We start from the raw sequence: 12,719 nt of genomic DNA, 5'->3' as shown, positions 1-12,719 counted from the left end.
AGAGTACTCACTCACCAGTATGAGCTGCAAAGGGCCCCCTGCAAGCCGCGGGATCGATATGTTCGCCTGGACCGGGTCGGGGTGACGGGGGAGGCGTGACGATGGCAATGCTGACACGAAACGACAAGATTTTGTGTGGCACCTATGCGGTGATCGCCCTCATCGCGTTGGTTGCCACCTGGTGGAACAACGTCGGCTTCTTCACCACCGAGAGCACGAGCCTGATCGACTTCGTCCGCAGCGGCTACGTCAATTACGGGGCGTCCTCGCTCACCAACGACCTGCTGCTGTTCGCCTTGGCGGCGTTCGTGTTCATGGTTGTCGAGGCCCGGCGGATCGAGGTCCCCAAGGTCTGGATCTACCTCGTGCTCAGTGCGGTCATCGCGGTCAGCGTGGCGTTTCCGCTGTTCCTGATTCGACGGCAGCTGGTGCTGGCTGAGCGGCGGGCGGCTGCGGGTGTTGAGATGCAGTGAAGATTAACGAGCTGACGATGATTGTCTAACAAGTTGATTAGACTGACTAACTATTTGTACTGACCTCATTGGTCAGGCCGGAGCTATCGGGGTATTGCTCGAGCGGGTATGCGTCGGGGCAGTGCACTCTGCACCCCTACGACCGAAATCTGCGACCGGATGCTGTAGTCGCGCGGGCCGAGGTTCGCCCATTGTGGAGTCCCGGATCACACGGACCCAACAAAGGAAGTGTCGCCGCCATGCCTGCAATTGCCACCGCGAAACTACGCACGATCGCCAGCACAGCTCCGGTCGACGAGATTCTGTCGATCGTCCGCGAGGATGGCGGTGTCATCCTCAAGGGACTTCTTACGCCGGATCAGGTCGCACGATTCAATGCCGAGATCGACCCGGCCCTGCACGAGCTAGATCCCGGTTCCCAGCACGACAACGCAATCGTCGCTGAATTCCACGGCCGGAACACCAAGCGCCTCACCAACCTGATCAGCCGGAGCGAGACGTTCCGCCGCGAAGTGATCGATCACGACCTCGTTCATGCGCTGGCCGATGCGGTATTTCTCGAAGAATCGGGAACCTACTGGATGACGACGGCTCAAGTGATCGAGATCGGTCCGGGCAGCGCCGCCCAGATGCTCCACCGCGATCTGGAGAACTGGTTTCCGTTCGTCGGCATGGGGCCCGCCGGGCCCGAGGTGACCGTCAACTTCCTGATTGCCCTGACCGACTTCACCGAGGAGAACGGCGCCACCCGAGTGATCCCGGGTAGCCACAAGTGGGATGACTTCGAGGACCGCGGCACGCCTGAGCAGACCATTCCAGCCGAGATGAGCGCTGGCGACGCGCTGTTCTTCAGCGGCAAGACCGCCCACGGCGGTGGCGCAAACCGCACTTCCGACGAGTACCGCCGTGCGGTCAGCTTCGCACTCAACCCCGGCTTCTTGGTAGGCGAGGAGGCCTACCCGTTCCTCGTCGACCGAGAACTCGCACGATCGCTTCCGCCCCGCGTGCAGAGCCTCATCGGATTCCGCTCGCAATATCCGACTGGCTCTCCGGGACTTTGGCAGGTCGACTACAGCGAGCTAGCGGACTACCTCGACCTCTGACCGACGAGTGCGGGCCAGACGGGCGGAGCCGCTCCGTATTGCGGCCGGAATCCGACAACCTTGAGGAGATGTCATGACCATCGAATTCGACGCCGCCGTCTTCCGGACCGCGAATGCGCCACTCGCGATCGAAAAGGTCTCGATACCCTCGACTCCGCCGCCCGGCGACGTGCTCGTGCGGATGCAGGCGAGCGGGTTGTGCCACAGCGATCTGCATGTGATTGCCGGTGAATGGGACGCGCCCACCCCCATGATCCTCGGCCACGAGGGCGCCGGGATCGTCGAGAGCGTCGGGGAGGGTGTCACGACGTCGGCGCCCGGCGATCACGTTGTTCTCTCCTGGACGCCCTCGTGCCGTCGGTGCCGCTACTGCGTCAGCGGCCGGCCCGTCCTGTGCGACATGGTGAGCCAGCATTCGGCGAACCATCTCTCCTTCGACGGTCGGTCGCGTGTCACGGATGCGGACGGAGACGTGCTCAGCTTCGCCGGCCTCGGTACGTTCGGCCAGTATGTGATGGTGCCCGAATCGGGTGCGATCGTCATCCGGAACGACGCTCCCTTCGAACCGTCGTCGCTCATCGGCTGCGCAGTCACTACGGGCGTCGGGGCAGCGATCAACACCGCAAAGGTGCGTCCGAGCGACACGGTTCTGGTCATCGGCTGTGGCGGCGTCGGGTTGAATGCGATTCAGGGTGCTCGTCTCGCCGGCGCGCAGAAGATCATCGCTGCCGATATCTCCGACAAAAAGCTCTACCACGCAAGCGTTTTCGGAGCCACCGAGGTCATCAACAGCGCGAGCGAAGATCTGGCGGCGAAGGTCGTGCAGTTCACTGGCGGTCGGGGCGTGGAGGTCGCGATCGAGGCCATCGGATTGCCGCAGACCATCGAGGCCGCCTACGCGGTGTTGGCCCGCGGCGGCACTGCCGTGGTCGCCGGGCAAGTGGCGGACGGCGTGAAGGTCACGATCGATCCGTTTGTCATGTCCGACCAGGAGCTTTCGCTCATCGGCTCGAACTATGGTTCAAGCAAGGCCGACGTCGATTTCCCCATGCTCGTCGAGCACTACATGAACAACCGCATCGATCTCGACTCACTCATAACTCGGGTCATCGACCTGGAAGACATCAACGAGGGGTTCGACGAGATGAAGCGTGGCGTCGGAATCCGATCGGTGATCAAGTACTGATGAACATCTCGTCCGCCCGCTGGAAGTCTGCAGAACAACAAGCAAGGGAGTCCCGCGGTGGCGTTGGATAGTTCGCGTCTTGCGTTCGACCGTGCTCGTCGCAGTCTCGGCGGGGGAGTAGGGTCCGGCCTTCGCGCTGCCATGCGTCCCCACCCGCTCTTCGTGCGGGAGGCGCGCGGCGCGTACGTCTGGGACTTGGACGGTGACCGATATGTCGACTACGTGATGGCATGGGGCCCACTACTTCTCGGGCACAGTGATCCGCGCATCCTCGATGCAGTCCGCCACGTTGCCGGCACGATGCAAGTGGTCGGCACGAGCCACGAGCTCGAGTACGTGGCCGCCGAGGCGGTGCTGGAGGCCGTGCCCCATGGCGAACGGCTGCTCTGGAGCAATACCGGGACTGAAGCGGTACAGGTGGCGCTGAGACTTGCTCGAGCAGCCACTGGCCGGCGGCGGATCGTGAAGTTCGCCAAGAGCTATCACGGTTGGCACGACACCGTGTACGCCAGCCTTTCTGAGGACGACAGCGGCAGGTCCGCGGTGCCTGCCAGCAAAGGACAGTCGCCCAGTGTGCTGGACGATCTGGTGGTGGCGAGCTTCAACGATGTCCACATGGCCGAACAGTTGCTGAGTGCGGCCGAAGAGCGCGACATCGCAGCAGTCCTACTGGACCCCGTGATGAGCAATGCTGGTGTCGAAGCTCCCGATCCAGACTTCCTGCAGACCCTGCGGGCCATGTGCGATCGGCACGGAGTGGTGCTCATCTTCGACGAAGTGATCGCCGGTTTCCGGCTGGCGCGTGGCGGCGCGGCCGAGAAATACGGTGTGCTGCCGCACCTTTCGGTGTTCGGGAAGGCGATGGCAGGTGGGTTCACCCAGAGCGCTGTCGTCGGCCGCGCCGAGCTGGTCGATCAGGTCACCGACGGCGTCGTCCATGCCGGCACCTTCAACGGCAACCCGATCGCACTCGCTGCGGTTGAGGCGACAATGCGTATTCTGGCAGACCCGGCCGTGTACGAGGAGTTGGAGAACCGGTCGTCTGAGTTCGCGAGCCTGGTTTCAGGCGCGCTCGCATCAGTGCCGGACGGCGGCAGCCTCAACCGGGTCGGCTCGCTCCTTCAGTACGTTCCCGCCGGCGGGAACACCGGCCTCCACGGAACCGGCGGCCGCTGGGCTTCGGTCCTGGACGGGATGGTGCGGCGCGGCTTCCTGTTCATGCCCTCGGGCAAGGTCTTCCTCTCCACGGCGCACACCACCTCCGACATCGAGGCGACCGCCGAGGCCCTCAAACACATACTCCGACAACCCCACTGAAGAAGTGAGGAGCCATGGCTATCAGGCCGCTCTGGCTATCTGTTGAAGCACTTGGAATGCGATCGCCACGACAAGTGCGTTGTACAGAAAGCTGACGATGCTGTGGATGGTGACGATGTTGCGCATGGGCCGGCACCGCACACTCACGTCGGAAACGGCGAAGCTGGTACCGATGCTGAAGGAGAAGTAGATGAACTCGGCGAATCCCGGTTCATCGGGTTGGCCGGGGAAGTCGAGGCAGCGATGTTCCCCGCCATGTCCATATCGCGATACGTAGATATTCGCGAACCCGATCTGCAACAGCATCCAGGACAAGATGATTCCCACCGCACCGAGGACGGAATCCCAGGAGATGCCAGTTTGACTCTGTCCGAGCAGCGCGACCAGCGCTGCGTTGATTCCGGCCAGGCTCGCGACCAACGGGAAGATCCACGATGTCACCTCAGCGGCGCCGGCTCGACTCTCGGCGAGGTCGCCCATCGCGCCCGCACCGATGATGATCGCCCCTCCGATGAGGTAAACGATTGCACCAATTACCCATAGTGCCAGTGCGTCGATGCTGCCAACGGCGATACTCACGACCGCAAGTAATGCCACGATGAGGTCGCCAGCGGAGACGATGTATCCGATGCGATTGGTGCGTTCTGAACGATCCGACACGTATCCCAGTCCTGTCATTTGCCGTGAACGTGTGACGGCCGAAAGATTACCTGCTCAAACGCGTAGCTCCAGCACGCCACCGACTTTCGTCGAAACAAGACCCCGGGAGTGAAACTCGATCTCTCGAGTCAGACTTCGGGGTCTTACATCACTGCCGTCCAAGCTCACTCACGGTTGTGGCAGATCGCTATTCGCGTCCCGCATCCTCCACCCGTCGGCCGATGACAAGCCCGACCGCGTAAGCACACAGGAGAGAAACGACGATCGCGACAGACATCGTCCGGTTGTCTCCGGTGAGCAGGTCGAGGTTGAGGACCATCATCGCCAAGAAAGCGAGCAAGCCGGCCAGGCCAAGCAGGGGAGCGATCAGTGTTCTTGCCGCGGAAGGGTTTTCGGGCGGTCGACGAAAGAACTGCAGGACGGCCAGGCAGGTCACGACCAACAGCACGACGTAACCCACCGATCCCAAAGCCGCGGTCCAGGTGTAGAGCTCGGCGATCGGGTCCAGCCCGATCACCACAGCGCTGCCCACCCCCACGAAGATTCCCAGCGCCGTGGCAATCGAGCCGACGTGTGGCGATCCGTGGGTCGCATGAGTGACCGACAAAGCGCGGGGGAGCAGCTGCTGCGACGACATCGCGAACAGGTAGCGGGCGATCACGTTGTGGAACGTCAGCGAAGCGGCGAAGGTGCTCGTCACGAACAGAATCGCGACGAGATCTGCGCCGACGCGTCCGAGATAGTGCACCGCCAGCGAGGGCAGCACGTCCTCCGGCCCGGCTGCTGCGGTGTCGACGACCTGGCTGTCACCGACAGCACTGATCATCGCCCAACAGGTGAACGCATAGAAGATGCCGATTGCGGCGACAGACAGGATGGTGGCGCGCCGGATCGCGGGCCTCATCGCGGAACACGACTGCAGCCTCGATGCCGATGAAACTGAGGACGGCGAACAGCAAGGCGACTCCGGGCGCACCGCTGAGAACCGTGGAGAGTGAACTGAACCCGTGCGACAACCCTTCCGAACCGCCGCCGTGGGCGACGATCCGCGCGTCGAGCACGAGCACGATGGCCACCGCGGCGACCAACAGAACCCCGAGAACCTTTCCGGACAGTTCGATATTGCGGTAGCCGAGGAAAGACACAACCGCCAGTCCGGCGGACGCCCACATCCACCACGGCAGGTTCGGGCCGTCGAACGTCTCGACCAACGCGCCGAGTCCGGTGCCGAAGAGCACGTACAAACCGATGTAGATCGATACGTACGACAGCAACGCCGCGTATCCGGTGCCGATGCCCGCGACTCGTCCCAAACCGGCCTGCACGTACGCGTAAAAGGCGCCGGCGGAGTGGATGAACGGTGTCATGGCCGTGAAGCCGATCGCGAAGAGCAACAACACGATCGTAGTCGCCAAGAACGCGGTCGGCAGTCCGGCCCCGTTTCCGATGGCCAATCCCATCGCCATGGGACCGCCGACCACCGTCAGTGGCGCGGCGCCAGCGATGACCATGAAGGAGATGGCGACAACGCCGAGGTTGCCGTGAAGCCGCTGTTCGGTGGGTGCCGACGTATCCACGGCAATTTTGGTGCTCATGAATATCCTTCTGGTTCAGCGGGAGTGGAGGACGCGAGCTGCTTCTTCAGCTGAAACTTCTGGATCTTCCCGGTGGCCGTCTTTGGCAACTCCGTGAACTCGATCCGGTCCGGGATCTTGAACTTCGCGATTCGGTCGCACAGGTGGTCGCGGATGTCGTCACCGGTGACGTCGACGCCGGAGCGCAGGGACACGAATGCGACTGGTCGTTCACCCCAATGCGCATGGGGCATGGCGACAACCGCAGCTTCGAGCACCGCGGGATGCTCAAGGATGGCGCGCTCGATCTCCACCGAGCTGATGTTCTCGCCGCCGGAGATGATGAGGTCCTTCGCGCGGTCGCGAATCTCGAGGTAGCCATCGGGGTGCCGTACAGCGAGGTCGCCGCTGCGAAACCAGCCATCGGGCACAGCTGCCGCGGTCGCGGCCGGGTCGAGGTAGTACTCGGGGGTCACGTTGTTCCCGCGCAACGCGATTTCTCCGACGGTTGTGGCATCGGCGGGTACGTCTCGTCCTTGCTCGTCCAACACCCGCACGACGTCGGAGACGATGTTGCCGATGCCCTGACGAGCATTGAGCCGGTCTCGGTCGCTACCGGGTAGCGAGTTCCACTCCCGCTTCCACTCGTTGATCACGGCCGGGCCGTAGGTCTCGGTCATGCCGTACAGGTGAGTGACGTCGAGTCCACATGCGCGAGCCCGCGCCAATAGGGCGGGTGCCGGCGGCGCACCGCCACTGGCCACCCACACCGAGCGGTTGCCGGACTTCTCGCGTGCATCAGCCGTCATGGTCGACAACACGGTCGGCGCTGCGCACATGTGCGTGATCTCGTGCTGGTCGACCGCACGCCAGATCGCGTCGGCTTCCACTTTGGGCAAGCACACGTGTGTGGCTCCCACTGCGGTCACTGCCCAGGTGAAGCACCAGCCATTGCAGTGGAACATCGGCAGCGTCCACAGATACGACGAGTTGAGGTCCATACCGGAGTGAAAGGCCATCGCAAGCGACTGCAGGTAGGCGCCGCGATGGGAGTACACGACGCCTTTCGGCTTGCCGGTGGTGCCGGATGTGTAGTTGATCGCCACCGGCGACAGCTCGTCGGTCAGCAGGTTGTCCACGGGCGCGGCCGCGGCGATTTTCGCCTCGTACTCCTCGCTGCCGGCGATGGTTCGTATGCCCCGACCTGTCAATGTGATCGCCTCGATGGCGAGCGATGTCAGGGCATCCGTGGCGATCAGAACGTCGGCTTCGCAGTGCTGCAGGATGTACGCGATCTCGCCGGAGCTGAGCCGAGAGTTGATTGGTACCAGTACGCCTGCCGCGGAAGGAACCGCATAGTGTGCTTCCAGCATCTCCCGGGTGTTGTGCGACAACACGGCCACCCGGGCGCCCGGCTGCAGACCGTCGTCCAGCAAGGCGCCAGCGAGTTGACGACACCTTTGATGGAGCTCGCGATAGGTGAAGGAATGCGAGCCGTCGACGACCGCGACCTTGTCGCCGTAGACCGCAGCCGCCCGGCCGAGGAAGCTCACCGGCGTAAGTGCGGACAGCGCGTGCGTCCAGGTCAGGAGCTTCATGCCGTGGGCACCAGTTCGGCAGCGCGACGGATGGTGTGGATGCTCATGACAGTGCTGTCACTTTCTGGTCCGGCTTTGCATCGGCGGAAATGTTGTGGGCGTGCATTGCGCGATAGGCGAGGTAGTAGACCAAGCCCTGAGCGCCCCACGTCGTCAGCGCGGCAGTGAAGAAGATCGTGCGAAGTTCGTCGTCGAAGGGGAGTGGAAAGAAGTCGTAGGTGACCGCGATCGCGGTCCCCGCAGCCGTGACCAACGTCGCCCAGCCGGCAAGCCGCTTGGCGCCGATCGCCCACAGCCGCGTCACGAAGTACGCGAGGAACAGCGTGGTGAGCAGGTTCATCACGACGTAGAAGGTGGCGGGGCCGACGTGCAGCGTCGAGTGGTCGAGCCCGCCCAGGACGAATCCGCCCACAAGGGCGAGTCCGAACGCGCCGACTTCGACCGCCAGGGTCGGCTTGTACCGGTGGGTCACCATCATCAGGCCCAACACCAGGACGAGCGTGAAGCCGAATGACCGGGAGAACGCGTCGAGGAAGAAGGCGACGGAAAATGGGACGCTTCCGGTTTCGGGGCCGAGCAGCGAGCCCACGAGGAAGTTTGTCGCCGATACACCGACGACCAAGCATTCAAGGCCGAGCAGCCAGTTGCCGTAGTTGCGGAGGAACTTCCAGCCGCACGAGAAGCCGACGATGATCAGCCACACATCGGACAGGAGGAACGCGATGTCCTTCATTGCCAGGGTTCCTTTCGAGATCCAGGTGCCTCAACTGTCGCCAGCTGGTGACTGCGGTCACAACGACACCGCGCACCTGTTCGGGGCGCACCAAGTGCACCGTGCACCCGTCAGAAACCCCGGCACCGCTTCCGGTGCACCCTGCACTCGCTAGGACGAAAGGAGGTGCGCGCTGTCGTAGTGAGAAACGCCATGCCTCAGCCACTGTGGATGTCACGAAGTCACCAGGACGACGAGGAGTTGGCAGCCATGACAACTGAGGTATTGAGCGAGGTCGAGGAGTTCGATGTCGTAATCATCGGAGCAGGAATCTCGGGGATCGGCGCGGCAACCTATTTCAGCCGGGAGCTATCCGACAAGTCCCTCGTCGTGTTGGAGGGCCGCGACGACATCGGCGGCACGTGGGATCTCTTCCGCTACCCAGGTATCCGCTCCGACTCGGATCTTCACACCTTCGGCTACGAGTTCAAGCCGTGGCGTCACGAGTCGGCGATCGCCGATGCACATCTGATCCGGGAGTACCTCCAGGAAACGGTTGACGAGAACAACCTGGCGAGCCTCATCAAGTTCCGGCACCGCGTCGTGCAGTCCGAATGGTCCTCGTCGGATTCGAAGTGGACGCTCACCGTCGAAGCGACCGACCCGGTCACCGGCTCGACTGTCGCGAAGACGATCCGCACCGGGTGGGTTTTCGCGGCCACCGGCTACTACCGCTACGACCAGGGGTTCTCACCGGAGTTTCCGGGCCGCGACGACTTCGCGGGTCTGGTGGTTCATCCGCAGCACTGGCCGGAGAACCTCGACTACAGCGGCAAGAAGGTCGTGATCATCGGCAGCGGCGCGACCGCGGTCACGATGGTGCCGGCGATGTTGACCGGCCCTGGCGCCGCCGGTCACGTGACGATGCTGCAGCGCACTCCCACCTACATCATGGCGATTCCTCGTGTTGACCGTCTCGCCGTTGCACTCACGAAACTCCTCGGTGCCAAGCGCGGCTACGCCGTCACTCGGTTCAAGAACATCTGGATCGAACGCGGGATCGTCAAGGGGCTTCGGATGTTCCCGCACGCTGGGCGAAAACTGATTCGCCGCGCGAACATCAAGCGGCTCCCCAAGGGTTTCGACGTCGACAAGCACTTCAACCCGCCGTATGACCCATGGGACCAGCGCCTGTGCGCAGCGCCCGACGGCGACTTCTTCGACGCGATCAAGGACGGCAGCGCCTCGGTGGTCACTGACTCCATCGTGCGTTTCAGCGAACGCGGAATCGTCTTGAAGTCGGGTGAAGAGTTGGACGCCGATATCATCGTGACCGCCACCGGCCTGAATCTGCAACTGTTCGGCGGAATGCCGATCGTGGTCGACGGGCAGCAGGTGGACCTAGCCGACTCCTTCGCCTATCGCGGGATGCTGCTGAGCGGAATTCCTAACTGGGCGATGGCCATTGGCTACACGACGTCGTCCTGGACTCTCAAGGTGAGCCTGATGTGCCGCTACTTCATCGACCTGGTCAAGCACATGGATGCTCATGGCTACGACCGGGCGGTCCCGGTCCCGCTGCCGGGAATGGATCGCAGGCCAGTGATGGACCTCCAATCCGGCTACGCCAAGCGCGGAGCGAAGATCCTGCCCAAGCAGGGCCCGGTCGCCCCGTGGCGGATGGCGATGTCGTACCAGGAGGACGCCAAGGCGCTGCGCGGTCCGGTCGCCGATGAGCACCTCGAGTTCGGCGTCAGCGAGAGGGCACACGCCCATGTCTGACTCAGACCAGTACGCAACCCTCTCATCCGGAGTGACGATCTGCTTCCGCGAGTCGGGAGACAGGGCAGACCCCGCCATCCTGCTCATCGCCGGGCTGGGCGAGGACCTCACCTTCTGGAGTGACTCGTTCGTCAGATCGATTGCCGCCCGAGGATTTCGGGTTATCGCCATGGACAACCGGGACGTCGGACAGTCGACATTCGCGGCTAGTCCGGCACCTGCACTCTGGCGTCAGGTGATGGGGCGTCCCCGAAGCGACGCGTACTCACTTGCGGATATGGCCAACGATTGTGTCGGCCTGCTCGACCACCTCGAAATCACACAGGCCCACCTTGTTGGGCGGTCCATGGGCGGAATGATCGCGCAGACGCTCGCCGCGACAGAACCCCACCGGGTGCTGTCCCTGACGTCCATCTTCTCGACCACCGGGGCGAGCAAGGTCGGCCAGCCGGCGCTGTCGACGATTCGGCTGCTCCTCGCACCAACCGCACGAACCAGGACCGCAGCGGTGCGCGCCCACCTGCGGATCACGGCGCACATCGCCGGAACGGCGTACCCCGTCGACGACGCAGAGGAAGCCGCGATCGCAGCACACGGCTGGGATCGCAGCGCCGGTGACACCGCTGCCGGTGTGGCGCGTCAGATTCAGGCGATCCAGTGCTCCGGAGACCGCACTGCCCAGCTGAGCAGGATCACAGCTCCAACCCTGGTCATCAACGGTGACCGGGACCTGATGGTGAACCCCAGCGGCGGCATCGCAACTGCCGAGGCGATCCGTTCGGCGCAGCACGTCGTCATTCCCGGCATGGGCCATCACATTCCGGAGGCCCTGGTCGACCCGATCACCCAATACATCGCCCAACACGCACACCGCGTGAGTCAAGGAGGAAACCATGTCGAAATCTGTTGAGAGCGGCTCCAAGGCCGCTGAAGTCGATGTCGTGATCGTCGGTGCGGGCTTCGCCGGCCTGAGCGCCGCCGACCGGCTCGTGAGTATGGGCGTGTCCGTGCTTGTCGTAGAAGGGCGGGACAGGGTCGGCGGCCGATCGTTCTCAGGCGAGGTAGCCGGTGTCAAGGTCGACCTCGGAGCAACCTGGGTTGCTGAGCGCCACACCGCAATCCGTGACCTCATGGACCGCTTGGGCTGTTCGCTGACCCCGCAGCACGACGATGGCGTCAACGTGTTGTGGATGGGCGGGCAACGCCAGACCTACACCGGCACGCTGCCGACAGTCGGTCCCGTGGACGTGGAGGATCTGGGCCGCATCCAATTGGCGCTGAACACATTGCTGGAGACCATCGACGTCGATGCGGCGTGGAAATCTCCTGACGCCGGAAAGCTCGACGCGATGTCGTTCGGCGAATGGCTCGACCAGCAGCAGGCGACGACCAGCACACGTGCGCTGATGTACATCGTCACCAGGGTGCAGTGGGGCTGCAGCCCGCTGGACGTGTCTCTGCTGCATGTGTTGCGCTATATCCAGGCCGTGGGCGGGCTCGATCATATGCTCGCCGTCGAAGGCGGGCAGCAGGAGTATCGCGTCACCGAAACCACTCAAGAGATCGCCAGGCGGCTCGCCGCGCAACTCGGTGACAGAGTTGTCCTGGATATCCGTGTTCGTCGGATCTCCCAAGACGGCAACGGCGTCACGGTCTACACCGAGTCGGCGACAATCAAAGCCAAGTACGCCATCGTCACCGCAGCCCCCGAGCACCGGGCTTACATCAAGTACCAGCCGGCCCTGCCGAACAAGATCGAGGGGCTCACGACCAGCTTCCCGATGGGCGCGCTGAGCAAGGCGTTCGTCGCGTACGACAAGCCGTTCTGGCGAGCGGAAGGGCTTTCCGGTGAGGCGCTGACCGATACCGTGCCGGTGTTCATCACCTTCGACGTCTCGCCCAGTGACAGTGGACCGGGCATCCTGATGGTCTTCTGCACCGCTCGGGTGTACGACTGCTTCGGCCCGGAGGTTCGCCGGAAACTGGTTCTCAAACAATTGGTCGACCTGTACGGCGAGCAGGCGAACACCCCGATCGACTACGTCGACCATTGCTGGGGCACCGAACCGTTCGCCCCTGGTGGCCCACATCCGGCCGCGCCGCCCTACGCAACGGTGAGCTACGGTGACGCCCTCACCGAGCCGCACGGGCGCATCCACTGGGCCGGCACCGAAACCGCAGGCGAATGGGTCGGAACCATGAACGGCGCCATCCTGACAGGTCTGCACACCGCCGAGCAGGTCGCTGGACTTCTCGGCGTAGAAGGAGAATCCTCGGCGTAACTCCCGTTCGGCGCCTAGGAGCCAGGGGAGAC

Annotated in this window: 12 protein-coding genes; 7 read left to right on the top strand and 5 right to left on the bottom strand. The window is 63.5% G+C overall.

Going from position 1 to position 12,719, the window contains the following annotated elements; translation table 11 throughout:
* Positions 1 to 101 precede the first annotated feature (101 nt).
* The 4 genes from BN4332_RS18470 to BN4332_RS18455 all read left to right on the top strand — a co-directional run bounded on the left by BN4332_RS18470 (position 102) and on the right by BN4332_RS18455 (position 4,079).
* Complete coding sequence (locus tag BN4332_RS18470) at positions 102 to 473, top strand: DUF2834 domain-containing protein (RefSeq protein ID WP_200820312.1); 372 nt, start codon at positions 102 to 104, stop codon at positions 471 to 473.
* A 239-nt stretch (positions 474 to 712) separates the two neighbouring features.
* Positions 713 to 1,576 (top strand): phytanoyl-CoA dioxygenase family protein, encoded by an 864-nt coding sequence (locus BN4332_RS18465; protein WP_066900415.1) that lies wholly within the window; start codon positions 713 to 715, stop codon positions 1,574 to 1,576.
* Positions 1,577 to 1,649: 73 nt separating this feature from the next.
* Positions 1,650 to 2,762, top strand: a complete 1,113-nt coding sequence (locus tag BN4332_RS18460) for a Zn-dependent alcohol dehydrogenase (RefSeq protein WP_066900413.1) — start codon at positions 1,650 to 1,652, stop codon at positions 2,760 to 2,762.
* Positions 2,763 to 2,903: 141 nt separating this feature from the next.
* Positions 2,904 to 4,079: an aspartate aminotransferase family protein gene (locus BN4332_RS18455; protein ID WP_235654135.1), complete on the top strand. Its 1,176-nt coding sequence runs from the start codon at positions 2,904 to 2,906 to the stop codon at positions 4,077 to 4,079.
* A gap of 21 nt (positions 4,080 to 4,100) precedes the next feature.
* On the opposite strand, the gene BN4332_RS18450 is transcribed toward BN4332_RS18455, so the two are convergent.
* The 5 genes from BN4332_RS18450 to BN4332_RS18435 form a co-directional block, all read right to left on the bottom strand.
* Positions 4,101 to 4,757 carry a DUF1345 domain-containing protein gene (locus tag BN4332_RS18450; RefSeq protein WP_066900409.1) on the bottom strand — a complete coding sequence of 219 codons (657 nt, stop codon included), beginning with the start codon at positions 4,755 to 4,757 and terminating at the stop codon, positions 4,101 to 4,103.
* 169 nt (positions 4,758 to 4,926) lie between these two features.
* Positions 4,927 to 5,643 (bottom strand): APC family permease, encoded by a 717-nt coding sequence (locus BN4332_RS34460; RefSeq protein WP_235654134.1) that lies wholly within the window; start codon positions 5,641 to 5,643, stop codon positions 4,927 to 4,929.
* Complete coding sequence (locus tag BN4332_RS34455; protein ID WP_235654133.1) at positions 5,546 to 6,334, bottom strand: APC family permease; 789 nt, start codon at positions 6,332 to 6,334, stop codon at positions 5,546 to 5,548. Before BN4332_RS34455 ends, BN4332_RS34460 begins: the two co-directional genes overlap by 98 nt.
* Positions 6,331 to 7,911, bottom strand: coding sequence for an AMP-binding protein (locus BN4332_RS18440; RefSeq protein WP_066900406.1), 1,581 nt, complete (start codon positions 7,909 to 7,911; stop codon positions 6,331 to 6,333). Before BN4332_RS18440 ends, BN4332_RS34455 begins: the two co-directional genes overlap by 4 nt.
* A gap of 43 nt (positions 7,912 to 7,954) precedes the next feature.
* Complete coding sequence (locus tag BN4332_RS18435; protein ID WP_066900404.1) at positions 7,955 to 8,644, bottom strand: transporter; 690 nt, start codon at positions 8,642 to 8,644, stop codon at positions 7,955 to 7,957.
* 249 nt (positions 8,645 to 8,893) lie between these two features.
* On the opposite strand from BN4332_RS18435, the gene BN4332_RS18430 reads away from it, so the two are divergent.
* From BN4332_RS18430 to BN4332_RS18420, 3 genes are read left to right on the top strand one after another with little or no spacing between them, the layout of a single operon-like run.
* Positions 8,894 to 10,405, top strand: coding sequence for a flavin-containing monooxygenase (locus tag BN4332_RS18430; RefSeq protein WP_066900664.1), 1,512 nt, complete (start codon positions 8,894 to 8,896; stop codon positions 10,403 to 10,405).
* Entirely contained in the window at positions 10,398 to 11,315 is a 918-nt protein-coding gene (locus tag BN4332_RS18425; RefSeq protein WP_066900402.1) for an alpha/beta fold hydrolase, read from the top strand. Before BN4332_RS18430 ends, BN4332_RS18425 begins: the two co-directional genes overlap by 8 nt.
* On the top strand, positions 11,299 to 12,687 hold the full coding sequence (locus tag BN4332_RS18420; protein ID WP_066900400.1) for a flavin monoamine oxidase family protein: 1,389 nt from the start codon (positions 11,299 to 11,301) through the stop codon (positions 12,685 to 12,687). The genes BN4332_RS18425 and BN4332_RS18420 overlap by 17 nt, the downstream gene beginning before the upstream one ends.
* Positions 12,688 to 12,719 lie beyond the last annotated feature (32 nt).

This window comes from Mycolicibacterium houstonense (assembly GCF_900078665.2).
GTDB lineage: Bacteria > Actinomycetota > Actinomycetes > Mycobacteriales > Mycobacteriaceae > Mycobacterium > Mycobacterium houstonense.
Note: the sequence above shows the minus strand (reverse complement) of the source record. Positions and strands in the feature narration are given on the sequence as shown.

Coding starts and splice junctions, on each gene's coding strand:
- BN4332_RS18470 (WP_200820312.1), top strand. CDS start 102: ATGGCAATGCTGACACGAAACGACAAGATTTTGTGTGGCACCTATGCG.
- BN4332_RS18465 (WP_066900415.1), top strand. CDS start 713: ATGCCTGCAATTGCCACCGCGAAACTACGCACGATCGCCAGCACAGCT.
- BN4332_RS18435 (WP_066900404.1), bottom strand. CDS start 8,644: ATGAAGGACATCGCGTTCCTCCTGTCCGATGTGTGGCTGATCATCGTC.
- BN4332_RS18455 (WP_235654135.1), top strand. CDS start 2,904: ATGCGTCCCCACCCGCTCTTCGTGCGGGAGGCGCGCGGCGCGTACGTC.
- BN4332_RS18425 (WP_066900402.1), top strand. CDS start 10,398: ATGTCTGACTCAGACCAGTACGCAACCCTCTCATCCGGAGTGACGATC.
- BN4332_RS18420 (WP_066900400.1), top strand. CDS start 11,299: ATGTCGAAATCTGTTGAGAGCGGCTCCAAGGCCGCTGAAGTCGATGTC.
- BN4332_RS34455 (WP_235654133.1), bottom strand. CDS start 6,334: ATGAGCACCAAAATTGCCGTGGATACGTCGGCACCCACCGAACAGCGG.
- BN4332_RS18430 (WP_066900664.1), top strand. CDS start 8,894: ATGACAACTGAGGTATTGAGCGAGGTCGAGGAGTTCGATGTCGTAATC.
- BN4332_RS18450 (WP_066900409.1), bottom strand. CDS start 4,757: ATGACAGGACTGGGATACGTGTCGGATCGTTCAGAACGCACCAATCGC.
- BN4332_RS34460 (WP_235654134.1), bottom strand. CDS start 5,643: ATGAGGCCCGCGATCCGGCGCGCCACCATCCTGTCTGTCGCCGCAATC.
- BN4332_RS18440 (WP_066900406.1), bottom strand. CDS start 7,911: ATGAAGCTCCTGACCTGGACGCACGCGCTGTCCGCACTTACGCCGGTG.
- BN4332_RS18460 (WP_066900413.1), top strand. CDS start 1,650: ATGACCATCGAATTCGACGCCGCCGTCTTCCGGACCGCGAATGCGCCA.